Source organism: Paenibacillus nitricinens, assembly GCF_052056485.1.
GTDB classification, from domain to species: Bacteria; Bacillota; Bacilli; order Paenibacillales; family Paenibacillaceae; genus Paenibacillus_AQ; species Paenibacillus_AQ nitricinens.
This window is the reverse complement of sequence record NZ_CP183948.1, coordinates 554,650-581,068: the sequence shown is the minus strand read 5'-3', so window position 1 is coordinate 581,068 and position 26,419 is coordinate 554,650. Positions and strand designations below refer to the sequence as shown.

30 protein-coding genes and 1 riboswitch are annotated in these 26,419 nt (G+C 48.5%); of the genes, 2 read left to right on the top strand and 28 right to left on the bottom strand.

From position 1 onward, the window contains the following. Positions 1-30 precede the first annotated feature (30 nt). The 7 genes from ACN6KS_RS02615 to ACN6KS_RS02585 all read right to left on the bottom strand — a co-directional run bounded on the left by ACN6KS_RS02615 (position 31) and on the right by ACN6KS_RS02585 (position 7,577). Positions 31-822: an energy-coupling factor transporter transmembrane component T family protein gene (locus ACN6KS_RS02615; RefSeq protein ID WP_042184497.1), complete on the bottom strand. Its 792-nt coding sequence runs from the start codon at positions 820-822 to the stop codon at positions 31-33. Further along, positions 815-1,720, bottom strand: coding sequence for an ATP-binding cassette domain-containing protein (locus ACN6KS_RS02610; RefSeq protein ID WP_094874528.1), 906 nt, complete (start codon positions 1,718-1,720; stop codon positions 815-817). The genes ACN6KS_RS02615 and ACN6KS_RS02610 overlap by 8 nt, the downstream gene beginning before the upstream one ends. Continuing rightward, on the bottom strand, positions 1,711-2,565 hold the full coding sequence (locus ACN6KS_RS02605; protein WP_094878683.1) for an ATP-binding cassette domain-containing protein: 855 nt from the start codon (positions 2,563-2,565) through the stop codon (positions 1,711-1,713). The genes ACN6KS_RS02610 and ACN6KS_RS02605 overlap by 10 nt, the downstream gene beginning before the upstream one ends. Before the next feature lie 29 nt (positions 2,566-2,594). After that, positions 2,595-3,152, bottom strand: coding sequence for a Gx transporter family protein (locus ACN6KS_RS02600; protein WP_094874526.1), 558 nt, complete (start codon positions 3,150-3,152; stop codon positions 2,595-2,597). Next, positions 3,136-3,525, bottom strand: a complete 390-nt coding sequence (locus ACN6KS_RS02595) for a NusG domain II-containing protein (RefSeq protein ID WP_094874525.1) — start codon at positions 3,523-3,525, stop codon at positions 3,136-3,138. Before ACN6KS_RS02595 ends, ACN6KS_RS02600 begins: the two co-directional genes overlap by 17 nt. An 820-nt stretch (positions 3,526-4,345) precedes the next feature. Continuing rightward, positions 4,346-5,281, bottom strand: coding sequence for an alpha/beta hydrolase (locus tag ACN6KS_RS02590; protein ID WP_094874524.1), 936 nt, complete (start codon positions 5,279-5,281; stop codon positions 4,346-4,348). Positions 5,282-5,453: 172 nt separating this feature from the next. Next, the gene (locus tag ACN6KS_RS02585) at positions 5,454-7,577 is read right to left on the bottom strand and encodes a choice-of-anchor A family protein (RefSeq protein ID WP_440961285.1); all 2,124 of its coding nucleotides are present in this window, start codon (positions 7,575-7,577) and stop codon (positions 5,454-5,456) included. Positions 7,578-7,687: 110 nt separating this feature from the next. Next, positions 7,688-7,778, bottom strand: a riboswitch (cyclic di-GMP riboswitch). 492 nt (positions 7,779-8,270) lie between these two features. Between ACN6KS_RS02585 and ACN6KS_RS02580 the strand changes: the two genes are divergently transcribed. Together ACN6KS_RS02580 and ACN6KS_RS02575 are read left to right on the top strand one after the other, a co-directional pair. Continuing rightward, entirely contained in the window at positions 8,271-8,663 is a 393-nt protein-coding gene (locus tag ACN6KS_RS02580; protein WP_094874463.1) for a hypothetical protein, read from the top strand. Between the two features lie 445 nt (positions 8,664-9,108). Then, positions 9,109-9,483: a winged helix-turn-helix transcriptional regulator gene (locus ACN6KS_RS02575; RefSeq protein ID WP_341133642.1), complete on the top strand. Its 375-nt coding sequence runs from the start codon at positions 9,109-9,111 to the stop codon at positions 9,481-9,483. Between the two features lie 64 nt (positions 9,484-9,547). Here ACN6KS_RS02575 and ACN6KS_RS02570 read toward each other — a convergent pair whose 3' ends face one another. The 21 genes from ACN6KS_RS02570 to ACN6KS_RS02470 all read right to left on the bottom strand — a co-directional run bounded on the left by ACN6KS_RS02570 (position 9,548) and on the right by ACN6KS_RS02470 (position 26,406). Continuing rightward, the gene (locus ACN6KS_RS02570) at positions 9,548-10,090 is read right to left on the bottom strand and encodes an NAD(P)H-dependent oxidoreductase (RefSeq protein WP_440961284.1); all 543 of its coding nucleotides are present in this window, start codon (positions 10,088-10,090) and stop codon (positions 9,548-9,550) included. Between the two features lie 541 nt (positions 10,091-10,631). After that, entirely contained in the window at positions 10,632-10,763 is a 132-nt protein-coding gene (locus tag ACN6KS_RS02565; protein WP_218832805.1) for a YjcZ family sporulation protein, read from the bottom strand. 449 nt (positions 10,764-11,212) lie between these two features. Beyond that, positions 11,213-11,431, bottom strand: a complete 219-nt coding sequence (locus tag ACN6KS_RS02560) for a hypothetical protein (RefSeq protein WP_440961283.1) — start codon at positions 11,429-11,431, stop codon at positions 11,213-11,215. A 4-nt stretch (positions 11,432-11,435) separates the two neighbouring features. Continuing rightward, complete coding sequence (locus ACN6KS_RS02555; RefSeq protein ID WP_440961282.1) at positions 11,436-12,209, bottom strand: M15 family metallopeptidase; 774 nt, start codon at positions 12,207-12,209, stop codon at positions 11,436-11,438. Between the two features lie 2 nt (positions 12,210-12,211). Further along, positions 12,212-12,523 (bottom strand): hypothetical protein, encoded by a 312-nt coding sequence (locus tag ACN6KS_RS02550; RefSeq protein WP_440961281.1) that lies wholly within the window; start codon positions 12,521-12,523, stop codon positions 12,212-12,214. Continuing rightward, entirely contained in the window at positions 12,524-12,742 is a 219-nt protein-coding gene (locus ACN6KS_RS02545) for a hypothetical protein (protein ID WP_440961280.1), read from the bottom strand. It abuts the gene before it with no gap. A 72-nt stretch (positions 12,743-12,814) separates the two neighbouring features. Beyond that, entirely contained in the window at positions 12,815-13,375 is a 561-nt protein-coding gene (locus ACN6KS_RS02540; RefSeq protein ID WP_440961279.1) for a hypothetical protein, read from the bottom strand. A 75-nt stretch (positions 13,376-13,450) separates the two neighbouring features. Beyond that, positions 13,451-15,580 (bottom strand): phage tail protein, encoded by a 2,130-nt coding sequence (locus tag ACN6KS_RS02535; protein WP_440961278.1) that lies wholly within the window; start codon positions 15,578-15,580, stop codon positions 13,451-13,453. Positions 15,581-15,594: 14 nt separating this feature from the next. Further along, positions 15,595-16,104, bottom strand: a complete 510-nt coding sequence (locus ACN6KS_RS02530) for a phage distal tail protein (protein ID WP_440961277.1) — start codon at positions 16,102-16,104, stop codon at positions 15,595-15,597. 85 nt (positions 16,105-16,189) lie between these two features. Continuing rightward, on the bottom strand, positions 16,190-16,468 hold the full coding sequence (locus ACN6KS_RS02525; RefSeq protein ID WP_440961276.1) for a hypothetical protein: 279 nt from the start codon (positions 16,466-16,468) through the stop codon (positions 16,190-16,192). Between the two features lie 17 nt (positions 16,469-16,485). Next, positions 16,486-18,474, bottom strand: a complete 1,989-nt coding sequence (locus tag ACN6KS_RS02520) for a glycosyl hydrolase family 28-related protein (protein WP_440961275.1) — start codon at positions 18,472-18,474, stop codon at positions 16,486-16,488. Positions 18,475-18,493: 19 nt separating this feature from the next. Next, positions 18,494-18,898, bottom strand: coding sequence for a phage tail fiber protein (locus ACN6KS_RS02515; RefSeq protein WP_440961274.1), 405 nt, complete (start codon positions 18,896-18,898; stop codon positions 18,494-18,496). A gap of 72 nt (positions 18,899-18,970) precedes the next feature. After that, on the bottom strand, positions 18,971-19,519 hold the full coding sequence (locus ACN6KS_RS02510) for a phage tail domain-containing protein (RefSeq protein ID WP_440961273.1): 549 nt from the start codon (positions 19,517-19,519) through the stop codon (positions 18,971-18,973). Then, positions 19,516-23,283 carry a hypothetical protein gene (locus tag ACN6KS_RS02505; RefSeq protein ID WP_440961272.1) on the bottom strand — a complete coding sequence of 1,256 codons (3,768 nt, stop codon included), beginning with the start codon at positions 23,281-23,283 and terminating at the stop codon, positions 19,516-19,518. Before ACN6KS_RS02505 ends, ACN6KS_RS02510 begins: the two co-directional genes overlap by 4 nt. Next, positions 23,280-23,681: a hypothetical protein gene (locus ACN6KS_RS02500; RefSeq protein ID WP_440961271.1), complete on the bottom strand. Its 402-nt coding sequence runs from the start codon at positions 23,679-23,681 to the stop codon at positions 23,280-23,282. The genes ACN6KS_RS02505 and ACN6KS_RS02500 overlap by 4 nt, the downstream gene beginning before the upstream one ends. A gap of 308 nt (positions 23,682-23,989) precedes the next feature. Continuing rightward, positions 23,990-24,424, bottom strand: a complete 435-nt coding sequence (locus ACN6KS_RS02495) for a hypothetical protein (protein ID WP_440961270.1) — start codon at positions 24,422-24,424, stop codon at positions 23,990-23,992. Positions 24,425-24,483: 59 nt separating this feature from the next. Next, complete coding sequence (locus ACN6KS_RS02490; RefSeq protein WP_440961269.1) at positions 24,484-25,014, bottom strand: hypothetical protein; 531 nt, start codon at positions 25,012-25,014, stop codon at positions 24,484-24,486. 69 nt (positions 25,015-25,083) lie between these two features. Continuing rightward, positions 25,084-25,464 (bottom strand): minor capsid protein, encoded by a 381-nt coding sequence (locus ACN6KS_RS02485; RefSeq protein WP_440961268.1) that lies wholly within the window; start codon positions 25,462-25,464, stop codon positions 25,084-25,086. Then, positions 25,464-25,784 (bottom strand): hypothetical protein, encoded by a 321-nt coding sequence (locus ACN6KS_RS02480; protein ID WP_440961267.1) that lies wholly within the window; start codon positions 25,782-25,784, stop codon positions 25,464-25,466. The genes ACN6KS_RS02485 and ACN6KS_RS02480 overlap by 1 nt, the downstream gene beginning before the upstream one ends. Next, positions 25,784-26,167, bottom strand: a complete 384-nt coding sequence (locus tag ACN6KS_RS02475) for a hypothetical protein (RefSeq protein WP_440961266.1) — start codon at positions 26,165-26,167, stop codon at positions 25,784-25,786. The genes ACN6KS_RS02480 and ACN6KS_RS02475 overlap by 1 nt, the downstream gene beginning before the upstream one ends. A 14-nt stretch (positions 26,168-26,181) precedes the next feature. Further along, positions 26,182-26,406, bottom strand: a complete 225-nt coding sequence (locus tag ACN6KS_RS02470) for a hypothetical protein (RefSeq protein ID WP_440961265.1) — start codon at positions 26,404-26,406, stop codon at positions 26,182-26,184. Positions 26,407-26,419 lie beyond the last annotated feature (13 nt).

Below are 26,419 nucleotides of genomic sequence, written 5' to 3'. Positions count from 1 at the left end.
CAAGTTGATACTCTCCATACAAGTTGTACTTTACACCAAAGCTACTGCAATCCCCATTACAATAAACATAGTAATAAAAATAGTATCGAATATGCCCCACCTTAGGCGGTGATACTGGCTACGCGGAGCATCCATACGAAAGCCACGGGCTTCCATGGAATATACCAGATCCTGCGCACGCCTAAACGCACTAGCGATAATCGGAACCAGCAAGGACACTAACATTCGTCCCTTTTCCTTTAAAGGCAGCTCCTTCAGATCAGCACCCCGTGAGGCCTGCGCTTTCATGATAATCTGCGACTCGTCTAGAATCGTAGGTATGAAACGAAGGGAAATGCTGATCATCAGTGTGATACGGTCGGGCTTCAAACCAAACTTTTTGAAAGGAGCCAAAATCCCCTCCAGCCCTTGATTCAGCTTACCCGGCGTTGTGGTGAATGTAAGTAGTGCCGTGAACGTGATCAGAAAAAACATGCGGATGACCGAAAATGCGCCTAATCTTAGCCCTCCCTCATAAATAGACCACGAACCAAGCGTCAGCACCGCCTCCCCCGTCTTCACAGACAGCAGCTGTACGATAAAGATAAATAGCATTAAATACCGTAAAGGCTTAGCTGCTTTCAGAAAGTATTTAAGCGGAATCCGAGTGGAAGCCATAACCGCTATTGAGAAAATAGCCAGCAGCGCCATAGCCATCCACGAACGGGAGAGCAGGATAACAGCTACGTATAATAGCATTCCGGTGATTTTGGCACGAGCATCTAGCTTATGCACCCATGAACCGGTCTCAATACTGCGCCCTATGATTAGCTTCTCATTCATGGCTATCCCTCTTTCCTTCGTGCTGCTCGCTAGAGTTGCCTGATCCAGATGGCAGCGAAGCAATTAGCTCTGCTAAGCTCTCTGCCGTTAAGCGAGGAGCTTCATCCGTAAGACCAAAGCGATCAGCGACTGCACGCCAGTAACGAAGAGACTGCGGAACCGTCAAGCCACACTGTTCCAGAATCGAAGGGTCATCTGCCAGCGCCTTTACGCTGCCTTGAAACGCCGTGCTGCCCTCTTTAAGGACAAGCCAGTTGTCCGCGTAAGGCAATAACTCATCCATCCGATGCGTGACGACGATGATCGTTCTCCCCTGTTCACGGCATAAACGCTCCAGCAAGTGGATTAGCTCTGCACGGCTGATGGGATCAAGCGTAGCCGTCGGTTCATCCAGAACGATGACCTCAGGGTCCATAGCTAGCACGGAGGCGATAGCTGCCTTGCGCATTTGCCCACCGCTCAATTTAAAAGGATTCCGCTCTAGCAGCGCAAGATCCAGCCCCATATCTAGCATGGCCTGTCTTGCGCGTGCCTTTGCCTCTTCGAGGCTCATGCCGAAGTTAAGAGGACCGAAGATAAGATCCTTTTCGACCGTATCTTCAAACATTTGCTGCTCTGGAAATTGAAATACCAATCCGACTCTACGGCGCAGCGGCATCAGCTTAGGTGATTTCTCCCCCGCCTGGATGGTTACATCGAGCACTTTTACCGTACCCTCCGTTGGTTTCAATATCCCGTTAAACAACTGCAGTAGCGTCGATTTACCAGAGCCTGTCGCTCCAGCAATACCAACCATAGAGCCTAGTGGAACACTGAGGTTAATGTCGCGGAGCGCCGTCAGCTTCCATAGGCTTCGGTCAGCATAGGAATAACTTACTTGCTGTAATTCTATGGCCATAACGTGTCTATAAGCTCCTTTTCACTGGCGGGAACATCCACATAGATGCCCTGATTCTGCAGCTCGCGTGCAAGACGCCAAGGATACGGCTCACACAGATGGCATTTTTGCAGAAGCTCTTCGTCCCGGAACAGCTCCGCCGGTGTAACATCAGCAGCTAAACCACCTCCATGCAGTGCAAGCACCCGATCCGATGCCAAAATCTCATCTGCATCATGTGTAATCATAAGAATCGTATACTTTCCTTCCGCTCGCATATCCTGCAAAATACCAAGAAGATCATTTCTGCTTCCTTCATCCAACATAGAAGAGGCCTCGTCAAAAATGACGATGCCTGGTTCCATAGCAAGAATGGAGGCGATAGCGACACGCTGCTTTTGACCTCCAGACAGCTCACCTGGGTGTTTGGACAACAGATGATTTATTCCCAGCCTCGTCGTATAAGCGTGTAATCGTTCAGCCATCTCTTCGTACGACAAACAAAGCCCTTCCAGGCCGAATAAGATATCTTCCTCTACAGTGGCTCCAATAAACTGATTATCTGGATTTTGGAACACCATACCGATGCATTGCCGAATGCTTCCGATCGTCTCCTCACTGAGTTGCATACCACTAACCACAATTTCACCAGCACTCTTAGGCAGCAAAGCATTTAGTAGCTTAACTAGCGTAGACTTCCCGCAGCCATTGGGGCCAACCAAGCTAACCCATTGTCCCTGTGAAATAGATAACGTTATATTTTGAAGAATCGGATGCTCAGGATCATAACCAAACGATACCCCATCCAAAGAGATGACAGCTTGTCCTTCTCCCTCTAACTCTTGACCATCATATGATTCATTCATGTTAGTCATCCTTCCGCTGATGTGACTAATCAGTCCAAAAACTCTTCAAACAACGATATTTTTGACAATGAAGCCACCAAATAACGGACTGCATAGCCCACGGCAATTCCTGTTACTACTCCAGTGATCAGCAGCATGGGAAGATAATAAAAAATACTAAGGGACGAGAATACCATAGAAGCTGCCAGCAGCTGACCGATATTATGTGCAATTCCACCAGCTATACTAATTCCGATCAAGCTTATACTTTTACCTTTGCCACTAAGCAGCATTAACACGAACATTACAACAAAGCTAAAAAGCGAACCGAATAAACTGAACAATAAGCTCGAAAAGGTACCTAGCAGAAATGCAGTAAGCAGTGTTTTGAGAATGACAAGCAGGAAAGCGTCCCGTCCACGTAAAAAGTAAATACAGGTCAAAATCATAATGTTAGCTAGTCCAAGTTTAGCACCTGGCACCAGTCCCATCCCTGATAATGGGATCTGAGCCTCTATTAGACTGAGCACTACCGCCACTGCGGCAAAAATCGCAATAATTACCGTTCTTTTTAAAGCTGTTGCAGATTCACTACTGGACATAGGCATCTATATCATCCTCCCCCGACGCACTTGTGATCTCCACTAATACTCTATGTGGTAGACAGACAATCGTCTGTTTGGGCAGGGTAATAAAACCAAAACCTAGGCATACTTGATCCGGGCAATCGGCATCGTACATTTCAATCCCGTAATCATGCACCTTCAAGATGTTATAACCACGTTCGGTACGGACCTCAATGGTTTGTTCTTCTTTTGTAAGCTTTACCGTTTTAAATAACTCGCCGTCCACAGTCACATTGGCTACGAGATTTTTACCGGCCCCACCTTTATCATCATTGTCCGAAAACCATCTCGGTACGAGAAAAGCGAGCGCAGCAATCAATACGATGGAAATCAACCACACATCTGCGCGTTTCATATAAATCTCCCTTATTTTTTAATTAAAATCCAGACTTATTAATTATAACGGTCTGCCCTCAATCCTTCAATCAATGTTGGGGTTTTATGTAAGTTTTAAAGACCTGTTCACAAAATAGGCACGCAAAATAACCCCCACAGACTCAAGCCTTTCGCTTCGAGCAAATTCAGGTGTAATTTGCAGCGTTTGCAAAAATTAAACTTACACTTTAGCCCATTTGAACCGAGATTGCCCATCTCTTCTGGTTTACTAGCTTTTCCGAAATATTCCACAATTAATCTAGTCTAAGTCACATTCGGATCTGAAACGCCCCCTCTGGAGACTTGTTCCCCTCCTAAGCAAAACCATCCTTATCTTGGAATTCATTATTATATTTGCCTTTTAAACAATACTGTGTTATATTTATATCGTATTTGTTTTTCGATATATTGTATATCCCCATCAAGAAGATGTCAGGCCGACTATTTTACACTTCGGCAATTTGGACACAGAGGCTTCATGTTTTCTTGCAGAAACTTTCCTTTTTATGAGATTAAATTCGAAATATAGCATTCCGATTCACACTGGCGCGGTCAATGGAGCCGCAAGGGCAAAAGAGAGGTAGGGCTTTTGTCGTATTGGAAGGATTATTCTCGCCACACGGCTGCTGGAAATAACAAGGAATTAAGACACCCGTTACTCACGAACGGCGGGGGATGAATATAACGAAAAAGCATGGCTGTACGAACCTTACACAAGGACACATGCCATGTGTGGAAAAATATAGGCGCCCGATAACCGCTACCAAGCGGATATCGGGCGCTGTCTACGTTCAGGGCCACTAATTTACATATTGATTCACAAAAGCTGTTACTACATTTATGTAACCCGTTTTATCCGTATCATAAGCTAATCCATGCCCCGCTTGCGGCACTACGAACTTCTCTTTTGGACTCTGACATGCCTCATATAATTCATTCATCATACTATATGGTACAAAATTATCAGCATCCCCATGAATAAAAAGAATCGGCACCTTCGCCTTACGCACCTGTTTCAAGGCAGACGCTTCACTAAAACCATACCCTGCTTTCAAACGAGTAATTAGACTTGCACTTTGGATAAAAGGGAAGCTTGGCAAGTGATACATACGCCTTAGTTGGTAAGCTAATTGTGCTTTAACTGAGCTGTAAGCGCAGTCCGAGACAATAGCTTTGACCTGCGGTGGGAGATTTTCACCTGAGGTCATTAGCACTGTAGCACCGCCCATAGAAACCCCATGAAGCACAACTTGAGCACTGAGCCCAGTCTTTTCTATTATATATTTAATCCAGTGTAAATAATCCTTGCGCTCATGCCATCCAAAGCCAATATAATTTCCAGCGCTTTCCCCATGTCCCCTGGCATCGGGAATCAGGATATTAAAGCCCAGTCTCTCGTAATAGATTTTGGCGTACGCCCCCATATCCTTCCCTTTTCCAGAATAACCGTGGGCTAGAATCGCCGTACGACCTTCAGCACGATCCGAAAGGAGCAAATACCCTCTTAGTTGTAGCCCGTCCTCAGATGTAATCTCCACATTCTCAAAGCTCTGACTGGAGATCCAATCCTTCCCCTCACCCCAAGAAGCCCCGGCAACCGGGGGATCAACCTTCAAGTCACGATTAGTACTCAGGAATTCCTTCGGTGCTCGTTTAATAGCAATGCCATAAAAGAAAAAGCCAGCATAGATCAGAGCTCCAATGACGATGACAGCACTAATGAAGAACCATACCAATTCGTCTTCCCCGTCCTTTCCTTATGTTCGTTGTAAATCAGTATAACATCTACTTAGAATGCGCCAAAATATAACAATCATGACAAAATAGAGCCGCCATCGGAATATGTCCCGAAAGCGGCTCTTCTATTCTTCACGGCTTAGCTTGCGTTCACGCTATAATCACCGTTTATTATTTCTTGTTCGAGAATCTATTTCTCATTAGCAGTCCGATAAGAGCAAAACCTAGACCTGCTGCATAATAAGGAACTGGACTTGATTCTCCCGTTTTTGGCAGTTCATCCACAGGTGGATTACCTAGCGGAATTGTATCATCCACTACTGCAATATCCTCTGGTGACGGCGTTTCCGTTGCCACCGGTCCTAGTGGGATTTCATCGTCGTCAACAAGGACTTCTGTATTGCTCGACGGGGTTGGTGTGGGTACTGGTGCTGGCGTCGATGAAGCTACAGGACCCAGCGGCACAGGGTCATCATTAACAACAATAGTGCCAATTACAAATGATGGTGTTGGTGTCGGAAACACCGGAGGCTCCGGCGTTGGCGTTGGTGTCACTTCCGACGACGATGTCGGTGTTGGTGTTGCCTCTGGCGACGATGTCGGTGTTGGCGTTACCTCTGACGACGGCGTCGGTGTTGGCGTTGCTTCCGGCGACGGAGTCGGCGTTGCTGTTGCCTCTGGCGACGGTGTCGGTGTTGGCGTTGCTGTTGCCTCTGGCGTTGGCGTCGGCGTTGGTGTTGGCGTTACTTCCGGCGTTGGTGACGGCGTCACGCTCGGCGTTGGCGTTACTTCCGGCGTTGGTGACGGCGTCACGCTCGGCGTTGGCGTTACTTCCGGCGTTGGTGACGGCGTCACGCTCGGCGTTGGCGTTACTTCCGGCGTTGGTGACGGTGTCACGCTCGGCGTTGGTGTTACTTCCGGCGTTGGTGACGGTGTCACGCTCGGTGTTGGTGTTACTTCCGGCGTTGGTGACGGCGTCACGCTCGGTGTTGGTGTGTGCGTTGGTTTTGGTGTGTGTGTTGGCTTTGGTGTCGGTGTTGGCTTTGGTGTTGGTGTGTGTGTTGGCTTTGGTGTCGGTGTTGGCTTTGGTGTGTGTGTTGGCTTTGGCGTCGGTGTTGGCTTTGGTGTGTGTGTTGGCTTTGGCGTCGGTGTTGGCTTTGGTGTGTGTGTTGGCTTTGGCGTCGGTGTTGGCGTCACGCAAGGCGTTGGCGTTGGGGCCACAGTCGGCGTTGGCGTCGGGGCCACGGTCGGCGTTGGCGTCGGGGCCACGGTCGGTGTTGGTGTCGGGGCCACGGTCGGCGTTGGCGTCGGGGCCACGGTCGGTGTTGGTGCTACGGTTGGCGTTGGCGTCGGTGTTGGTGTCACGGTCGGCGTCGGTGTCGGTGCAACGGTCGGCGTTGGTGTCACTGTTGGTGTCGGCGTCACTGTTGGCGTCGGCGTAGGAGGCGACTCTACCCCTTCATATGGATACCAATGCATCTGCACACCACCAGCAAATCCTTTCGCAATCAATGTCCCATGCAGTTCTCCGGAATTATAAGTTACTTTTGCAAGCGGAGCTAGAATAGTTCCTTCTATTGTTAAACTTCCAATGTTTACAGTGCTAGCTTCATAAAAATTAAATAATACCTTGTTAGGGCTGCCTCCCCAAATTTGAAAGCTTGGAATTTCAACTGAACTTCCGCTAACGTTAACGATAACTGTGGCGTTATTTGCAATATTAAACTGTAAGCCATTAGCACCAACGAAATCAGCAGCACTTAGATTAAGAACGTTAAATGATTCCGGAGCATCAATTGTTATTTTCCCATATTCCTTTTTGAAAGTTCCGACTGTAGCAAGTGAAGAGAATTCATTAGAACGTCCAATAAGATATTGCTCTTCATAATCAAAATCAATAGGTGTCCCTTTTCTCGCTGGTTCTTTAAGATCTACACCGTTTCTGATAAAAACACCACCATGAACGGATGCTCCATGAACAGTCCCATTAGTAAAAGTGATGTCATTGCCAGCAATAAGGACATCTCCACCTGGATTATCCTTGGATACGCCGTAATTCTGCAAAGTAATATTACCTTTGGCCGCCAGGCGCCCGTGAACCTGATCATTAGATTGATTGAAGTCACCAAGGATAAAAGTATTAAAATTTCCTGCAATGCCTAACACAGGTGTAGGAATATACGGAAGCACAGGCCCTGCCGCACTGACCAAATAACCACCTCCAGAAAGCCCACTACCCACCATCAAAATCCCCGCTATTACTAATGAGAGCAACGGTTTCATTCTTCTTTTCAAAATGCGCACCTCCTAAAACTATGATTTATAATTAAACAGAATAATTACCAGAACTCTAAAGAACCTAATAACAAAAAAAGACCGCCAAAAAAGAAGTAGAATTCCCTTCTCATGGCAGTCGGACGGTCATAGTGTCTTTTAGACACTTTAGACTCCTGAACTTTGCGTCCCACCCTTTCAGGCGGTTTGCTATTATCATGATTATATATGTATAGCCTTTGCAAATTAGAACTAGTAGCTTAAGCATCCTATTAAATAATGGTCTATGACTTTTAATACTTTGGAACTAACAATAGTTTAGCGCTCCATCCCCACAATTGTCAATCAATTCCTTTTGATATTTACACGCGTAAGCAAGCACAAAAAAAGCGCCAAAAGGCGCTTCACACAAAGGTTTTCCTTCAATTTTAAAGTAACTTTATCCAACCTAATATCGATATCCATAATGGAATACTTAGAATCAGACCAAATACCATTCCACGGGCGAGACTTTCTTCCTCTTTCATCCAAATTCTCCCTTTATATAAGTCTGAAGCATTAATTTTTATTATTACAATTTTAATATATTTTATTCTTTCTAATTTAGTTGTGAATTTAATCACATTGTACTAGCTGTTTAGAAATACCATTGATTATTTTTGGAATATCGGGGTAGAATACGAATATACGTTCCCATTAGGGGTGATGAGATTCATGCATAGAGCTGAAAGCAGGGACAATATGCTGGTGAAATCTTATTTATTGCTTCCGATGATTTTATCAGCTTTCGAACGGGACTCCGCCATTCTATCTGCACATTTACGAACACCCGCCCCCTATCTGGAGGTTCTTGAAACAGCCGCAGCAGTTGCTACAACAGATTTAAGAGATGTTCGTTCAGAGATGAGAAAACGGGGAATCAAGGTTTATGAGCAGAACAGACTTAATGCAGGGATCGAAGCCAAATTTATATGTCGTGGATACCATGAACGAATGCTGCTATTAAACGACATTGTCGCTGCCCAAGCTGCAATTCATATGCGCAGATATCTCGGTCTGGATATTTCATCTTTTAAGAGCTATGAAGAGCAGTATCAGATTAAGTAAAGCCGCGTAGAGGCTGTCCCCCTTCCCCCCCATTTCCATTAGCGAACAAAAAAATAGGCCTTACCATGGGAGTTGGCAAGACCTGAGAGATTTATACCACAAAACACTGGGGGGTGTTTGGTGTCTTCAATATAAACCTTGAACCTGAAAATAAGATGATGCTCACATGAAAATTACATTAAAAACATCAATTCGTCGCTTAGACTATCCGCTTGACACTTTTGATTTCCAACCAAAGTAGCCCGCTTCGCCGACAGAAAAACCGACCGATGGATAGTTAGCCACGAGTGCTTTGAACTAATTGTTTTAAAATGATATAGTGGGTTCGTTGCTCGCAGGATGACTTGATAGCTGGTTGTAAAACATAATAAAGTCGAGACCTGAGTACGGAGAAGCAATAGGCGTTTGCCTTTTCGTTATATTTTCTGAAGGAGGGTAATAGCCCATGAGTGATGAAATCTGTATACCACCTGGCATTCATCAGAAGGACACTAGCTTCGGCTACACCTTGTCTATCATTAGTGGTAAATATAAAATGACTATTCTCTACTATCTCTCTGAAAACAAGATCGTGCGATTCAATGAACTGCAACGAGGTATCGGTACAATACCTTTTAAGACGTTAAGTGTTATGTTGAAAGAACTGGAAGCGGACTGTCTCGTCAGGCGCGAGGAATTCCCCCAGATTCCCCCTAAAGTTGAGTATTCCTTGACTGAGAAGGGCCAATCGCTTATTCCGGTGCTGGATATGATGTGCACTTGGGGAGAGAAAAATTCCGTTCCAGCCGCGCAAGAGATAACAGTACCGTTTACGATTTAGCGACGACTTATGACAAAAGCAGCATTTCCATTAATGAAAATGCTGCTTTTTGTTTCAATTCTAATTACATATTATCGATAAATTCAACATAGCCTTGCGAACTGATGTCCAATTTTTTAAAATAATCCGTACTTCCTACCGTCTCAGATTCCGTACCATAAATGGCATAGAAGGAACGATAATCAGCGTTGCAGTAAACAAAAGTCGTGTCAAAGGGAGATAAAATACGGTCAAGCCCGTAGCCGAGTTTACCATCTTCACTGAAGTCTTTTTCACTTCCTCCGGCAGTTACAGCTAATGCGATTTTACGATTTCTTAATTTATCACTCTTCGAGCCATATGCCCATCCGTAAGTAAATACTTCGTCCAGCCACTTTTTAAGCTGAGGCGGACTACTAAACCAGTAGACAGGGAATTGTAAGACGAGCTTATCATGCGCTTCAATTAGTTGTTGTTCCTTTTCCACGTTGATTTTTTCATCGGGATAGGCTTTGTACAGCTCATGTACCGTATATTTGTCTGGATATTTATGGAGTTCTTCGATCCAGCGTTTATTAACAACGGATGTTTCGATGTTTGGGTGCGTAACGACAACAAGTGTTTTCAATGGTGTATCCTCCATGTTTGAATCAGATTTAGGACTTGAGTTATACCTCCCATCACGCCATCGCGTAAGTATGCACTTTTAGTTCACGTACTTACCTAAAGGTAAGCACAGCAACCTGTCTGCACGTATATTGACGTACAGTCTTCGGGGCGATTCTCATCTTCGGTATACACCCAAATATCACACAAGAGAGACTGGGTCATTCCTCCATCAATGTTACACTGGATACTTATTCACATGTTCTCCCCAGCTTACAAGAAGCAGCCCTTCGAGGGATCGGCGACTCCATTCTTGAAACGTGCAAAGAGGTCGGGATTACGACTGATCCCTCACTTTACTTGAGTAAAGGTTAGAAGGATGTTAGAAGATAGGTGATTTCAAGACAAACGGCGCGGTTCGGGGATCCCCGAAAACCGCGCCGTTATTCCATTCTTAGAGATGCTGGTGAAGGAAATTGAACCCCTGGGCTACACCAGATTAAGGCTGATATAGCTCTGTGGAAGCACATCCTCAAGCTTCCAAGCAAAACATCCTTCTCATTTTATAGCAAGATAGTCTTAGAAATAATTACAAGGAGGATAAACAGTACCAAGATTGCACCGGTAGATGTAAAGGCTCCTCCGATACCGCCACCATATCCGACACCACCAAAGCCAGCAATATTTTCGCTCATTTTAAATTTCCTCCTTTGTATTTAAGTTCATCTTAGCTTATGAAATCCACACTATAGTGCTTGGGTAAATAGGTAATTAGATATCTATCCATTTAAAGCCCCGACCGTAGGCAAAGGTTAGAAGAATGTTAGAAAATAGATGATTTTAAGACAAATGGCACGGTCCCGAAATCCCGGAAGCCGTGCCATGCGCAATTCTTAGATATGCTGGTGAAGGGAATTGAACCCCCGGCCTACGCATTACGAGTGCGTTAATTCCACGTTATAACTTCGGATGCCTTACGCAGCCTATAACGGACATTCATACGATGACCTACGTTTTCTACAAAGTCCTACGTACAGCCTATTATAGCGCAGTTTGTCCACGATTAAAAGCGATTATGTAAACGCAAAAAAAAAGGCGCAGCCCCTACGGAGTCACTCCCGTAAGAACTGCGCCTTTTAAATCGTTAATCCTCCGTCTTATCTCCGCTTCCCCTCGCACCGTCCGCAATTCCCTCCGCCAGCATATACGCAACGCACGCACCGACCGCACCAATGACGCCAGTTACGTGCAACACCGTATTATCTCCCGCACCGCTCGCCGTAAGTACCGAAGTAGCCAGCGCAGCCAATAACGCCCAAAACTTCCGTGAGGATAATTTACGCAAGATATCGTTTTTGCTCATCGTATTATTTCGCCTCCTTTACGAATAGCCCTGCGCGATCTAACAGCGTCACGAACCGGTAGAAATCGTAGCTACCGTCCGCCGTCGTATCGACGAAACCGGCTGACTTCGCGTTGACACACGCCTGTGTTGCCCATACCGGAATTGCGCTCATCTTCGTTTTACTTTCCAGCGTTTCAATCCGTTTAGCCTGCGCCTGAATTAGCGTACATTGCTCGTCCACCGTTTTTTGTAACGCACTTAGCTGCTCCGCTATCATTGCGTCATCCCCTTCGATTAATTTTAATATCGCATCAATCTGCGCCTGAGTCGGACATTTACCCGCTCGATATTGTGCGGTGGATAATCCGAATGTCATTTCGAAATGCGGTAGATCAAGGAACGTTTTCCAATCGCCGCCCCACGTAAAGCCGAGCGCCTTTGCTAACGTAACGACTTCGTTCCAATCCGCGACACCGTTCCGATTACCGTCGAGCTTCGTATCCCAGGATACGGATTTCCCCTCGTTCGTAAGTAACGCGAAGTCAATCGCGACGCCGAAGTTATGATTCGAATAACCTCCGCGCGCATTCGTTACAATAGCGCCAGGCTTCGTGCGCCCCTGTTCGTATAGCGCGTCCTGCTCCGCGATTGTGCGCAGACCTTGCGTAACTATGACTAGAATACCCGCCGCGAATGACCGGTCGATAAGCGCCTCGGCTGCCGCTTTGACACACGGAATAAGCCCGACCAATTTAGCCGCGGACTTCGCACGTATATGTTCAATTGTGAGCGTCATTTTTACGCAACATCCTTTCCGTTAATACTCGATTTAATTTCGTGTACGTCTTGCGCCAGCCCTTCGTATTGACCTGCGAGCGCTTCGAACCGCGCGGTTAGACCCTCCGCTAAGCGCATCAACCGGTCTTCACGCGTTAATGCTTCCGTGTGCATCCGGTCGCGTTCGACTTTCGCCTCCGTGCTAATCCGTTCCTCGCGCGCTTTCGCTTCGTCGGATATTCGGTTCATCTGCTTCCACAGCGCGTAGGCAATGACCGCAGCGGCGAGCGCAAATATTCCGTTCTTGGCGACTTCCGCCCATAGCGTTTCCATCTACGCGACCGCCTCCTCCGGAATTGACTGCGTAACTGTAGCGTTAGCTACTTCATAGTCCGCTAAAGCCCGTCCGATTTCGTCGTCAAGCGCTTGGAGTACGGATAGGCGGGCTTCTGCGTTAGGTAAAACGGCTAAGACTGCGCTAATAGTTGCGGCGAGTTCAGCGGCGGGATTAGCGGTATCTATCGTACATTCGAGTAATGCGCGTGCTTTCATATAACGTAGGCCCCTTTACGTAAAAAGAGCCCCGCTGTGTAAGCGAGACTCTTCGTTATTTTTCGTTTACTATTACGGCTTCATTGCGTCGATCTGCGTTTGTAATTCCGCGATCCGCGCTTCGGCTGCTTTAATCTCCGTTTCAAGTTTCGTTATTTCTGCTTTAGTTTTCGTGATGTTGGTCTTTAAGGCATCCGCAGCGCCCGGCATAGGTTCCGAACGGGCCGCATCCGCAGCAAGGGAATCCTCATACGTTTTTAAAGCTTCCTGTGATGCCTTTAGTAGCCCCTTCGCACTGGATACGGTACCGCGAAGCTGCGCTTGTTCATTAGCTAGCGCTAGAGAGTCTGGTCCGAGGACATAATCCCCTGTCTCGTTTACCGTTATGTCTGACATTTTTATCGTCTTCCCCTCTATTGTCAGTCCAACGCCTGCCGCTTCGGATATAGTGCGGACGGGCGCGTATGCTTTGCCGTCAATAACGATAGCCTCTCCGATTGATTTTCCGTTCTTCTCAAGAGAGTATACTCCTTGTACTTTAGCGCCTATAAGTTTGTTTACTGGACCTGCTAATGCAGAGGTTCCGGCGAAAAGGGTAAGACCTACTAATAGGCCTGTCACGAACTTCTTCATTACACCACGCTCCCGATTTCCGATATTTTCCTACATTAGTATTATCGTCATACCGGCGCTAAAGTTTCAATAATTTTATTGTTGAACGTGGTCGTGCGTAAAGCCTGCGTAGGAGGACCAAGTGTACACCGCACCGTTAACATCTTTAAACTGTGTACCGTTTGGGATACCGTGGTTGTGCCCGCCAGCGTTAACGGAGCTTGTGGACGTTCCTTTATCAGCTTTGTTGGATAAGGCAGAGGAAAGACCGCTGATATGCGTCATCTGTAGACCTTTGATACTATAAGCTGAGTTAAAATCAAGTTGGCCTTGAAAATACACACTCCCAGTCATTGCGGATATCTGCATATCAACGGACGAAGCAATGGCAAATAATCCGTCACCGCCGTTAATATAACCGCTGCGCCCTCCGCCAGTTTTATCGAAAGTGATCGCGCTCATTCCATAGCCAGAGTCCGCGTATATTCCGATTCTCCGCGTCCCTGCTGCGTCATATGTTCGCCAGCCCGACGAGTCTACTTCGAAACGCGCTCCGGATATTCCAGTTCGAATCAATGCGCCAGTTATCGTTCCACCTGTGATCTCGCCATTAGCCGTAATATTTCCGGTGAAGTAACCATCCTTCCATGTTGAGGCGTTTAAATTTGACGTACTGATATACGCGCTATTTGCGGTCAGCTTATTGAGTACGACGTTGCCCTCCATATCTAAATGGAAAGGTGCGGAGTTGAAATCGTCATGACCGGCGCTAATTCCATTCGTGTTGATCTTGACTACGTTATTACCCGCGCCGATAACCATCGATACAAAGCTACCGAGTTGCCCTGCGATTACCTCCGCGGATATTCCGGTAGCTGTTATCGCTGTCCGCGCAGTTGCTCCGCCATCTGTCGTTAAAATAAGTCCGTTTGACGTCAGTATGACTTGATCGGACGGGTCCGTTTTCGACTGCAGCACGATTCCGCGCTCATCGTATTTAATCTCCGTCTTACTCGCGTTGATCTCGTTGACCGCCAGCCGCGCAAACTCTTCGAACACTTCTGCCCGAATCCGTCCGCCACTAAATACGTTATCGATCGTACGGCGTGATGATTCCAAATCCGCGAGTATCTGCGTAAAGTCACGCTTCATAACGTTAGCGACCGTTAACTGCGTGTGCTTATCGGCGGCGTACGGATATTCCACCATTTCCGTGATGCGCGCAGTTATTCCGTCGAGTCCTAGTTCCGGATCAACTAGCGTAACGGTATCGCCAAGTTCCGGTCGCGCTTCGTTTTTATCGAGCTTGAATAAGTCCGCAGCGCTTACGGATACTTCAAGCGACGGTACTTCACGCTCAGCCAACCGTAGGCGCGCCGCCGCCAGTAGTTTCAGCGGATCGGTAACGTCTTGCTCCGTAATCACATCGTCATAATACGGAACGCTATCGGATGCCCAAAGCGCCGCGTATTGGCTGACGAGATAGTTAACGCGGAGAATGCCGTCTGTGATTGCGCCAGGTATTGCGGAGAGTCGCGCGCGTTCGTCCGCCGTTAGGATGTCCGCAGATTGACCGACCCACGTCCGCGAATCTTTCATTTCGCAATATAGGCGCGTACATAGCGAGTTTACATCATCCGCTAGCGAGGCGCTGATTAAGTTACGGGTAAGCTGTACGCGATAGTCTGCGTTGGCGTTGCCGATCTTCTTGCGCAGATGTAGCGTAAAGTTATCCGGCACAACTTCCGCGCCGTAGAGCGTAAGGACTGCGTTGAGCGCTTCGAGACAGTTGCCGCCGCCGAAGTCTTTTACGTCAACGAGATCGAACGTATCGTCTACAGCGAAGCTAAAGCGACCGTTGGTGGCGGCCCCTATTAGCGTAGTGAGTTGCGATATTTGGATACCGTAGGCTTCGCGTATATACGATGTGTACGGTACTTTATAATCCGCGAGTTTAAACATAACGTGCGAACACGTAACCTGCGCGGTTAACTTGCGATCTTCGCGCGATCGTTTCCGCGAGTTAATTACGTAATACTGACCGCGCTCATCCTTAACGTGACCTTTCAGCGGCAACTTATCGCGGAAATCATCCGACGTCATTGGAACCGCGAAGGTCATCGTATAATCCGCGTTGATCCGCCGCGTCCGCGTGATATCGCATGCGCTGTTTAATATGCCGATCCGCCGGAAATGGCGGTCATACGATTGTAGATAGCGTGACATATGCGCGCTCCTTTCTAGTAGAGATAACGGTCGCGATGCGTAATCCGCGTAAGAACCGACCGTGCGGCTTCGTTGTCTGCGTATGTGACTTCGTTAAGTCCGAGGCCGAGCTCGAAAAAGTCTCCGTCAAGCATGTAAATCGCGTTGACTCCGTTCAGCGTTATCGTCTGTTTCTTCGTATCAATAACGAGTTTATCGCCAGGCGCGAAGTTTCCGGTAAAGCCGAGCTTATCAACGTGCATATAGCGGATCTTCGCGTTAAATTGCGTAGCCGACCGGATGCTCACCGAGTTTAGGCGTTCGCGAATCATTTGCGTCAGCATTTGCGTAGCCGAGGCAAACGTAGCGGTGGATGGGATATCGCGCGTTGGTGCTCCGTCGAACTTAGTCGCGGTGTCAAATACGATACCGACCGCGAAGTCAGCGTTTAAGCGTGCGCGTGGTTCCGTGGCGGATTCGATAGTTACGTTGAAGTACGTTCGGATTACGTAAGGGCGATTAAAGGGCGCGCGGTTGAACGACATAGGCGTGCGGCTCCTTTCGTTTGGAATGCGAAAAAAAGCCCCGCACGTGGATGCGAAGGGCTTGCGAGTTAGTGCGCAGTATCGTCTATTCTAAAACATCGATGGCACCATCAAATTCTGAGAGTGTCCGAAGGTATTCATAACCCTGTTTAATAAAGTTAGGTGCATCATCCTCCACAGAAGGAACAAAGCTATAAAACTTCTGTTCCAAATATCCTTGTCCAGTATTAAAAGCCTCTTGAGTGATATACGAATTCACGGATATGTCTAATCCGCCTTTATATCCGCTTAATGAGTCAATACGGATGTAAGCGCCATTTGCAGTTAATCCACTATCCAAGACTATCGTTTTCTTTAATGCCATATTAAAACCTCCTTTATTTATGCGGCAATAGGCATAACCGTTTTCCAAACTCCTGGTGCTCCTGCTGTTATACAAATCCAAGCTGCATAACCTCCAGCAGAGGGGCTTGAGTTCCAAACAATATCACCTTTAACCCACGTTCCCGATGTGGGCGCAGAAGCCATTTCAATACGAATAGCGTCTTTTTTTCTAAACACTGGGGCCGTAAACGTTACTGATTGACTGGTTACAGATACGGATAAGTTACCATTCAAGGATATAGTTGTTCCGGAGACTCCGGTTATTATGAAATCACCTGCAGTTGCAATAGTGATGAACTGACCAACTTCAAGTCGGGTAGTATCTCCAGATGCGATTATGGTATTCTGTCCTGCGGTGCCCGTCGCGGTAATCGTGCCGCCGCCATTTGTCCCGGTTTGAACACATATTTTAGATGCATACGTGGCAGTCAATCCGATTGCATCGTTCTTAATTTCAATTCCTGCTGGAAATGTCCGGTTGTCAAATCCGCCTGTAGCGCTACTCTCTCCGAGTACATAGTTGTTGAGTATCTCCCATTTAGAGCCGTCAGACATTAACGTAACCGATTCGCCTTGCCTCGTCAGCTTGAATGTTCTGAGGGCGTAATCTCCTTTGCCGTTCTGGACTCCGATAGAAACTTGATTACTTGTATAATCTAGTTTTTTAATTGTTATCGGCACATATCGAATCGTACTAGCACTCGCTTGTGGAAATGTTATGCTGGCGGCGTTTTGCGTTGCATTAATGAGGTAATAACAACTTTCTACTGTAACTGTATAATCGTGCGCTGCTGTTGTAGCTGTCAAAATTTTAGGAATATATCCTGTCGAAATGCCCGTTTCCGTCTTCCAACTGGTGGTGATAACATTTCTTGTACCTGTGTTGAGTATGATGTTTTCATAATCGCGATTTCCGATTAATCGGTTCCCGTTGCCAGTAATTTCAATGTCAAGGACGCCATTAGAACCTTCAAAACGACATCCAGTCCATTCACTATCTCGAAAGTTTCCTTTGATTTTCCGTTCGACTTTGACACCTTCCGCGCATACCCCATAAAATTTATGATTGTCGCCGAGTAAATCGAAGTATGCCGATTCTGAATAGTCCGAGTAGTCTCCGACAAGTGCGATCCGGCCGCCGAACATCTTAGTTTCATTCGTCCAACCTCCAACATTATCTATTAAACATTTATATCCGATCAGATTATTTGCCAAGAATACATTTGAAATGTTTCCATATGCTGCACCTAAATTCACTGTATCGTCACGCAACAGAATAGCATTACGGAATCCTTCAACATTTGGGGTTTCAATGGTGAAATTTTTTCCGTGTCTGATCTCAACGCCTGTATATAACAGGTCATTTTTAGCAATCCCTGTACCCGTGTATGTTCTTCTAAGGTTCGGCGTTTTCAAAGTGATGAAATATTCTGATATGGTCAGACATGAACCAGTGCCGATGTAATTCAATACACCTCGACAGTCAATGATTACGCCTCTTGTATTCACGATCAGGTCACTAGTATTATAAATACCTTTGGGTATGAGTAGGGTTTGTCCCTCGATCAAACTATCTATCGCCGTCTGGATGGGTAGTGTATCATCTGTGACGCCATCCCCACTCGCACCGAAACTTTTGACGTTTATCACAATATCCGCCAACTGCGCGCTATGCCCTTCGATATTCGTCCGCATCGCATCTGCATCGTACGCGGTAAAATAACGCGCGACTCCGTTACCCACCGCCCACGCCTTCGCTACTGTCCCGTTAAATCCGCGCGCAACTCCGGTCAGCGTATTTCCGCTTTTTCCCGTATACTTAATCGTCTCCGCGCTCTCATCTACGCCAATCGTCGCAATATTCGGAGCATCCGGTAGCTTCGACGCATCCAATACGGAGACAGTCGTCGCTACGTCCGTAATTGCTGCGGTTAATTCCGTTGCCGGCGAATTTGCCTGCGCAGGATACATGATTTGCTGCGTCATCTATTCGTTCCCCTCTCCGTTATTGCGTGAATTTAACCGACGTACTTGATACTGCGAATCTCGGACGGTCGCCGACGAGTAGTGTGCGCGGATTATCTAGCGGTTTCGTCCATAGTAGAGAGCCGCCAGTCGCCGCCGTACGTAATCCGATATGCGTTACGAGTCCCCAATCCGCAGTCGCAACGGGGAATACAACCTCCGTAGTATTCGCTACGGATTGTTGTCCGCTAACGAGCGTCGGCGCTCCGAATGTTACCGTCTGGCGAGCGTATGAGCCTCCGCTTACTTCCGTGCCTGTATCCGCCGCTGTTGGGTCGGACGTGTATAGCGCGATATAAACCGTAGCTGGGCCGGTGTACGGTGTATTACGTAGAGCCGCGTTAAGTAAAGCCGCCGATAGTGTGTTCGATATTTGCATCGCCATTTAATCGATCTCCTCCGTTAGATCAACGCAAAAAAGACGCCGGTTTCCCGACGCCTCTCACGTTGTCTTCTATTATTCGAGCGTATACTCGTTCGTTATCGTAAAGCCGCGGACTACATTTCCGCCCGTATTCGTCAGCGTAATGACTGGCTGCGCGTTAACGTCCGCATTCGATTCGATATCTACCGCTGCTACCGCTGTTGTTATCGTATACTCCGTTACGGACTCGTTACCGGTCGGCCACGGATCATTCATGCGCAACTCCACGTCGATCAGCCGCGAGCCTGTCGCACCGAGCGTCAGTGTTCCGGAATAAACTGCGCGGTAATACTTGTCCGGCATGTCCGCAAACTGTAGCGTAATCTCTCCGCGCTTCGCGTTGAATGTCCGCGCTAAATACGCAAGAGTTCGATGAAACTCCGCAGCCGATGACGTTATCTCAAACGTTAAGCCGATCGTTCGCGCTCCGTATGAGCCGCCGAAATCAACTACGCCATCTGTTCCCGCGAGTTTAACGGTGTTATCGTCCATTTCCGGCAGGACCGGCAAGCGCCGCTCAAATAACGAAGCGCCCACCGTTGATAGCCACACGCCATTTACCGCTACATCGTACGTTATCATCCGCCCTTCACTCCCATCGTTTGCAGGCGTTCTATGGCGCGAGCTCTTTCGTCGTAAACCGTTCGCATGTCCGCTTTATCTGCGATCTCTACGTCATTGACGCTCATGTCGATGTGATTCGTAATATTCGTAGTCGTTGACGGAGCCGCCGGACTCAGGCGCGGATTTGCGATCATATCAAATAGCGTAGATTGTTGCTGCGGATTTAAATAAATCTCGCCGGCGTGCGCTATTACCGGAACCGCCGAACCGTACGAGCCTTGAACTACGCCGCCTTCCTTGAATGCCTGCAGTTTACCGGTATCAGTCGTGACTCCGTACATATCACGGATCGCTTGATTATCCGATTGTAGACGTTGCATTTCCGCCGTGTTTCCCGACTTCTTCGCCGCGTCGTACGCATCCTTATTCGCGTTATAACGAATGAGATCGGCCGCCTTCTTCGACTCCGCATTAATCTGCGTAACTTGCGCCATCTTTGCGTTATACTGCGCAACGAACGAATCGAGCTCCGTGAGGATCGCGCTATTCGCGGAACCACTTGCGCTAACACGATACGCCGCGATTCCGTCCTCTATCGACTTGATATCGCCTGAGTACGCATCAAATGCCGCCGTAAGTACGTCATATTGCGCTTCGGCTGCGGTCTTCTCCGCTTCGTACGCCTTCGTCTGCGCAGTCTTTTCGTCCTTGAGCGCGTCCTGTTGATCCGCAAGCGTACGGTCTGTTAATTCGCGGTCGTGTTCGAGTTGCATGCGCGCGATCTCCTTAAGAAGCGCGTCACGTTCCGCAATTCCTTCCGGACCGACTGCGCTTGCCAATTCCGCCAATCGCGCTTGTTTCTCCGCTAATTGCGTCGCATAGTCCGCGTCAACATTAAGCTCTTTGTTGGCGTCACGTAAGCGCTGGATAGCGTCAATCCGCGCGTCATAATCGTCGAGTGCCGCTTGCTTGCGCGCTTCGATCGCCTTGAGCTCCGCATCCTTCGTGTCCTTAATCGCGGCTTTCTGCTTCTTAACGAGATCGTCCGCGAGATCCTTCGTCAGCTTCGTGAGGGATTTGCGGAGATTGTAGAGCTGCTCGTCTGCCTGCGCATAATACTCCGAGTCCTTGGCGTATCGATCCCGTACGCGAGTCCATGCGTCAATCTTCATTTGCGCGATCTCTGTTTCCGATTTGCCTGCGTCAGACATGCGGCGTTCCTCTGCGCTAATCCACTTGGACGATGCGCTATATTGAGCGCGCGCTTCCGCTTCGGTTGCGGTAGCTACGTTCTTGCGTGATTGGCGGACTTGATCATCGGCGGCGATATACTCTGCGCTGTCTTTCGCGTAACGATTACGTAGCCGCGTCCAGCTTGCGAGCTTCATTTCCGCGATCTTGAGTTCGGACTTGCCGCTGTCTTCCATCCGTTTAGACTCCGCATCAATCCACGTAGTCGAAAAGTCATAGCGTGATTGGGCGCTGTCCTCCGATAACCGCTTAAGCTGCAACTGCAACGTACGCGCGTCGTCGATGGATTCCGCTAGAAACTTTGCGTGTTTCGCCTTAAGCGCGTCATACTTTTTAATCTGCGCGTCGGCGGTCATATCGTAAAAGTCCGCTTGGAATTGGACGGTCTTAAGATCGGCATCGTACGCAACCTTACGTGCTTCTGCGGCAAGTTCCGCGGCGGTCTTACCCTTCGCTTTCTTTTCCTTCTTGGCTTTCGGATCATCCTGCGGAATAATATCCTTCGTAAACGTCTGAGATCCGGCTTCAACTTCCGCCGCTAACTTCTCCATCTCGCGTGCTGCGTCCGAATATTTCTGCTGTTGTACGAGCGCTAGATCCCGCCCCTGCTTTGCTTCCTCCGTAACTTTATTCGTTAGGTAATCGTTGTTTACGATGTCCATAACGTTCGGCGTCTTACCGTTCATGCGCGCCTCACCTTGCGCTACGGACTCCGCAAATGTTGCCGCTTTTGCTCCGGATACTTTCGCCATAGCTTCGATCAACAGCGTATAGTTCTTAATCTGCGTCTTGACCGATTCCTCTTGCGCCTTATTTTCCTTCGCGAAGTTACGAATCCGTGCCGCAGCTTGATCGGCTGCTAAGTCCGTAAATTTCTTATCCGCGGCAATTTGGTCGATGATCACGTCGATATTGTCCGCACGAATACGCCCGTCCTCGCCTTGCCGCGCGTTAAGCTCCGGATACTGTTCGATCAACTTCTCCGTTACGTCAACGAGCCGTCCTTTTTGCGAGGCGTCCAGCGTTTGAGAACCGGATAACTCCTTAAACTGCGTCGCCAATGCGCTCATTTGTACGAGCGTCGCCTTCTTCGTTGCGAGTGCGGATGCTTCCGCCTTGTCTTGCGCGGATATTGAGTCTACGGAATATTTGAGCGCTTTGTTCATCTCTTCGAGTTTAGACGTTGCGGCTTCTACTCCGTCGAATCCCATATTGCGCAGCTTATCGTCCATTTCCGCAAGAGCTTCGTTAATGTCCATTGCTTCCGACATCATCGCGGGATTCCCTAAACCTTTATCACCCGCCGCTTGGATTTCGTTGAGGCGCCTTTCCATCGTTGCGCGTTCGTTGAGGGCGTCCGTAAGTTCCTTCGTCTTAGCCGTGAGCGTTTCGATGTCTGCGGCTGATTGATCGACGGGCGCTTTATCGAGCAGCGTATTAAGTTCCTTCTGCGCCTTAAGCATGTCCTGCGTCGCTCTTGCGTCTTCTCCCTTTTTCGCAACCAACGCGCCGATCCCGCCCGCCAGTGCTCCGATAGCTACGATCGCCAATCCGATTGGGCCTGCGGATGCTCCTAGCGCCATCATCCCGGTCTTAATTAACGCAAATAACGGCGGTAACATTGTGAGCACGGACACAAACGCAAGCATTCCGGCGGTTCCCGTTGCAAGTCCCGCTACAAGCGCTTTATGTTCCGTTACAAAGTCCGCTAGCGCAATTATCGTCGGAGTCAGCGACTCAAGCGTTTTCTGCACAACGGGAGTAAACGACTCCCCGAGTGCGACACGTGCTTCGTTCGTAGCTTGCGCGAAACGGTTTTGCGTACCGGTGAATCCTTGCATCGCTTCATCCGCGTTCCCAGTAAATATCGCACCTTCACGCATAAATCCAGTGTAGGCTGCTTGTATTTTCTGCGCATCCGTCAGGCGACCCGCCGTTGTTCCAATTGATTCCGCATATTCTGCTTGGAGAACGGATAAATTCTTGGTGATCCCTACTGCGTCGGAAAGTACGGAGTTACCATTCTTAATACCGTCGAGTGACGCTTGGATAGCGCCGCCCATCGTATAAAAAGATTGACGGTTATATGCGGCTGAGTCCGCGAGTGAGTTAATAAGCTTCGTAGACTCTCCGAGATCAAGTCCGGTAGACATCGCGGTCTTAAACGCTAGCACCGATTCAGTGAGCGTTAAAAAACCGCGCTTTGCTAAATCCTGCGCGGCTTGCTGTGCGTCTCCCGTTTGGATACCGAAGCCCTTCGCAACGGCGTTAAGTCCCTGGAACGCGTTATATAATTTCGTACTCTCCGCGACGACCGACTGCATTTCTCGTACAAGTTTCGTTAAAGCAGCGCCAGCACCGAGGCCCGCAAGCGCGGAGCCTAAGTTCCGCATACCGTCTGCTCCGCGTCTACTTTGGTCTTCGAGATCCTGTATCCTGCGCCGAGCCTCGTCAATATTCCGCCTAAACTCCGCGATGTCGAGGATAATCCGCGCTTGTATTTCGCCTACATTAGTTCCGCCCGTGCTCATCTTAGCGCCCTCCTTACTGCATCCGCGATAAATTGTTTATATATCCGCTCATTCGTTCGGAGTGGTCGCGATAAGAACTTCGGACGAGTTCCGGGCGTCGTCGGATTCTTATACTCGCCCATTTCGTGAACACGTAACGCATAATTAAAGCGCGCCCCACTTGCGCCCGTTTCTGTTGCGGAGTAAAACACTTCTCCGTAAATCCGTCCGTCCCTATTTACGACTTCCTTGCCGGCCGTTATCCGCAATGTACTCGACTTTAACGGAGCCTCATTACGCGATGCCGCGAGTAAGTGGTCGGTAGCGTCGTGTAATCCGATAGTCGCCCCGTCGAGGACGCGCGTTTTCTGACGCTCTAAAAACTGACGCAGCGCCTCCGTTTCCATCCGAAAATCCATCGTCCGTCACACCCTCCCCGCGGTCATCTGATCGCGTAACATGTTAAATCCGGCCTCGTCAAACTTCGGCTTACTCTGCGTTGTGAAGCCCGCCTCACGTTGCAGCCCCGTCGTAAACTTGCGGTATCCTTCTGCGTCCGTCGTGTGCGACATGACGTTAACGTTTAGCGCATCTAGTGTTTCGCCAGCCTTGCGCCGCTTGTCCGCATCTAACACGTCGAGCAAGTCCATAACGTAGTAACCGCGCTCGAACTCAACTTGCGTTTTACCGAGGCGTACGGCTGCGTCAATAAAAAACTCGTCAATCGTTACTCGGCGCTCGCTTCCGCTGTCCCCGTCTGCAGGTTCGCTAGTTGCAGAGCGCCTTGCACGTTTTTTAAGAGTCCTCCGAAATTGTTAACGCGCGCAACGGCGGTAAAATACGCCATCAATTCGTCCGGCGCTACGTTAGCTTCGATCCACTCCGGTTCGAACTCCGTTAGGATACTGACTACGCGTACGATGTCGGTTAACGCGTGATCGATAAACGCAAATAAGTAAGCTACGCGGTTGTCAGCCGGCGCCGCCATTACGCCCATAATTAATTCCGGCAACATGTTAACTGCGGCAAATAGTTCGCGCCATTGGCCGACCGCAACCTTCCGCACGATTACCGTTCTGTCTCCGAGCTTAATTACGTTGGGGTCAATTACGATTTCTTGCGCGGTAGTTTCCGCTTTATCTGAACGCTTGAAAATCTGCATTATATTCGCTCCTTATAAAGAAATAGAGGCGCAACTATGCGCCCCTTTCAACGTGATACTTACGGTGTTGCTGTGATTTCTTCGTCTCCTAGAATCGCGATGATTCCGTCTGCATCCGGTGTTGACCGGAGAGTTACGTTGGTGATGCGTTCGTTTTCGTTGTTGTATGAATAAGATAAGTCCGTCTCGCTGTACGCCAGTGGCATCGTAATCCAAAAATCCGGATCAGTCAGTTTAGCCAGCGGTTTAATAACGGCTTTCTTCGCGGAGTCGATCAGATTCAGACCTACGCCAGTTTTAACGTTAACCTTCGATCCGCCTGCGCCTGTTACGACTTCCGCGCCCGCCATAATCTTCGGAATAACGGATAATTCGTACTCACCGAACGGAACGGTTACGCTGGCATTACGTCCGGTTACGCGCTTGCCGACGATGGTCTCTCCGGTTTGATCCGTCTTCTGTTCGCGATAAGTAGTTTCCGTGTTGAAAACGACGCCGCCGATCGTTGTCTCGAATTTTACCGCCGTTGGGCCTTCGCCATATTCGACTATTGCTGGGCCTACCTCGATCTTGCCAAAGTTTTGTGACATTCTCACATGTCCCCTTTTATTTATATTTGCGAACAAAAAAGAGCCGCCCGATTACGGACAGCCCTGCGTTTATATCGATGTGGTAAGCGTGAAATTAACGGAGTATAACGCGCGGTTATTCGCATCAGGTCCGAGATACCAAGGCGCGCTCTGATCCGCCAGACACTTAACTACGCGCGTTGTTCCGACGGTAAATTCCGCCTTACCGTGTAGCGCTTCGAATATTGCGTTAGCCTTCGCTTCGGCAGTCGCGGTAGACTTCGCGCGTATTACGACTTGTATTGACGGATAGGCAACGGATGACCATTCTTTCGGAGGCGGTCCGCCCGTTATCCGCGTATAAGCGCAATCGTCCGGATTCGCCGCTACGAAATCGTTACCGACTACGGTAAATCCCGGAATGATTAAGCGGATTGCTGCGTTAACATCTGCGACAGTTAAGAGCGCCATTATACGTCCACCTCCGTTATTAGCGGCTTCCCGTTGAGCGCCCGTTTTACGCTTATTGCGATTGGCGTATACGTTGTCTCCGCTAATAGTTCGTTGGTGTACGTGAAGATATCGTTGAGCGAAACGTTCGGCAGCTTATCGAATAGAAATGCGCCGACGCTGGCGACTTCGGCTCCGTGTTGATCGCGTACGAGTTTAACGCCCTCACTAAAGCGGCATTTCATCGCGTATGGGACTCCGTATTGCGGTTCGTTATAATCCGGATCGGTTCCGGTAAACGGCGCTATAATCACGTCTTGTTTAAGTGGTATAACCGGCATTACGGAATCAACCTCCCGACGCGTCGCGCAGGAAGAGTAATTCCGTTTGCATCACCGATTAAATCACGACATGTTTGCGGAATTAACCGAAACAACTCGCGCGTCCCGTCCCGAAAGCTCATCGAAGTTACGCCGCTGAGTGACGTGGACTGTATGCCGCGTTGTCCTTGCACCATTACATCGCTATAGACCGTAGCCAAAGCCGCAGCAAATTCGTATACAGCATCGTCCGGAATCGTGTATCTCGAGTAATAGCGAATTAAAGTACGCTCGGCCACATTTAACATTCGTTGTTTTTTGGCTGCGTCTGAATCCGTCCATCCCTCAGTATCAATTACGTTCGCGCTAATATAAGCATCTGCTGCGATTACTGTCGTTGACATGCGCACACCTCCGTTTATTTACCGGAGGATTTTGCGGCAGTCTTGCGCGGTCTTGGCGCTTTTATGACGCTGACTTGCGGCTCCTCCGGCTTGCTTTCGTTTTCTTCCAACGCGTAGCCGTAATCGTTAACGAGAATCTTGCGCAGACCCTCGTCTTCAACTACAGCCACACCATTACTAAACTTGACGCCATGTGTCGTCCCGTCATAGTTCACGTTAGGCGTTTTGATTACGTGCATCTGCGCACCTCCC

Excerpts from the sequence above, each read along its gene's own strand:
- ACN6KS_RS02615 (WP_042184497.1), bottom strand. The coding sequence starts at position 822 with ATGAATGAGAAGCTAATCATAGGGCGCAGTATTGAGACCGGTTCATGG.
- ACN6KS_RS02610 (WP_094874528.1), bottom strand. The coding sequence starts at position 1,720 with ATGGCCATAGAATTACAGCAAGTAAGTTATTCCTATGCTGACCGAAGC.
- ACN6KS_RS02605 (WP_094878683.1), bottom strand. The coding sequence starts at position 2,565 with ATGAATGAATCATATGATGGTCAAGAGTTAGAGGGAGAAGGACAAGCT.
- ACN6KS_RS02600 (WP_094874526.1), bottom strand. The coding sequence starts at position 3,152 with ATGCCTATGTCCAGTAGTGAATCTGCAACAGCTTTAAAAAGAACGGTA.
- ACN6KS_RS02595 (WP_094874525.1), bottom strand. The coding sequence starts at position 3,525 with ATGAAACGCGCAGATGTGTGGTTGATTTCCATCGTATTGATTGCTGCG.
- ACN6KS_RS02580 (WP_094874463.1), top strand. The coding sequence starts at position 8,271 with ATGCATAGAGCTGAAAGCAGGGACAATATGCTGGTGAAATCTTATTTA.
- ACN6KS_RS02575 (WP_341133642.1), top strand. The coding sequence starts at position 9,109 with ATGAGTGATGAAATCTGTATACCACCTGGCATTCATCAGAAGGACACT.
- ACN6KS_RS02565 (WP_218832805.1), bottom strand. The coding sequence starts at position 10,763 with ATGAGCGAAAATATTGCTGGCTTTGGTGGTGTCGGATATGGTGGCGGT.
- ACN6KS_RS02560 (WP_440961283.1), bottom strand. The coding sequence starts at position 11,431 with ATGAGCAAAAACGATATCTTGCGTAAATTATCCTCACGGAAGTTTTGG.
- ACN6KS_RS02555 (WP_440961282.1), bottom strand. The coding sequence starts at position 12,209 with ATGACGCTCACAATTGAACATATACGTGCGAAGTCCGCGGCTAAATTG.
- ACN6KS_RS02550 (WP_440961281.1), bottom strand. The coding sequence starts at position 12,523 with ATGGAAACGCTATGGGCGGAAGTCGCCAAGAACGGAATATTTGCGCTC.
- ACN6KS_RS02545 (WP_440961280.1), bottom strand. The coding sequence starts at position 12,742 with ATGAAAGCACGCGCATTACTCGAATGTACGATAGATACCGCTAATCCC.
- ACN6KS_RS02540 (WP_440961279.1), bottom strand. The coding sequence starts at position 13,375 with ATGAAGAAGTTCGTGACAGGCCTATTAGTAGGTCTTACCCTTTTCGCC.
- ACN6KS_RS02535 (WP_440961278.1), bottom strand. The coding sequence starts at position 15,580 with ATGTCACGCTATCTACAATCGTATGACCGCCATTTCCGGCGGATCGGC.
- ACN6KS_RS02530 (WP_440961277.1), bottom strand. The coding sequence starts at position 16,104 with ATGTCGTTCAACCGCGCGCCCTTTAATCGCCCTTACGTAATCCGAACG.
- ACN6KS_RS02525 (WP_440961276.1), bottom strand. The coding sequence starts at position 16,468 with ATGGCATTAAAGAAAACGATAGTCTTGGATAGTGGATTAACTGCAAAT.
- ACN6KS_RS02520 (WP_440961275.1), bottom strand. The coding sequence starts at position 18,474 with ATGACGCAGCAAATCATGTATCCTGCGCAGGCAAATTCGCCGGCAACG.
- ACN6KS_RS02515 (WP_440961274.1), bottom strand. The coding sequence starts at position 18,898 with ATGGCGATGCAAATATCGAACACACTATCGGCGGCTTTACTTAACGCG.
- ACN6KS_RS02510 (WP_440961273.1), bottom strand. The coding sequence starts at position 19,519 with ATGATAACGTACGATGTAGCGGTAAATGGCGTGTGGCTATCAACGGTG.
- ACN6KS_RS02505 (WP_440961272.1), bottom strand. The coding sequence starts at position 23,283 with ATGAGCACGGGCGGAACTAATGTAGGCGAAATACAAGCGCGGATTATC.
- ACN6KS_RS02500 (WP_440961271.1), bottom strand. The coding sequence starts at position 23,681 with ATGGATTTTCGGATGGAAACGGAGGCGCTGCGTCAGTTTTTAGAGCGT.
- ACN6KS_RS02495 (WP_440961270.1), bottom strand. The coding sequence starts at position 24,424 with ATGCAGATTTTCAAGCGTTCAGATAAAGCGGAAACTACCGCGCAAGAA.
- ACN6KS_RS02490 (WP_440961269.1), bottom strand. The coding sequence starts at position 25,014 with ATGTCACAAAACTTTGGCAAGATCGAGGTAGGCCCAGCAATAGTCGAA.
- ACN6KS_RS02485 (WP_440961268.1), bottom strand. The coding sequence starts at position 25,464 with ATGGCGCTCTTAACTGTCGCAGATGTTAACGCAGCAATCCGCTTAATC.
- ACN6KS_RS02480 (WP_440961267.1), bottom strand. The coding sequence starts at position 25,784 with ATGCCGGTTATACCACTTAAACAAGACGTGATTATAGCGCCGTTTACC.
- ACN6KS_RS02475 (WP_440961266.1), bottom strand. The coding sequence starts at position 26,167 with ATGTCAACGACAGTAATCGCAGCAGATGCTTATATTAGCGCGAACGTA.
- ACN6KS_RS02470 (WP_440961265.1), bottom strand. The coding sequence starts at position 26,406 with ATGCACGTAATCAAAACGCCTAACGTGAACTATGACGGGACGACACAT.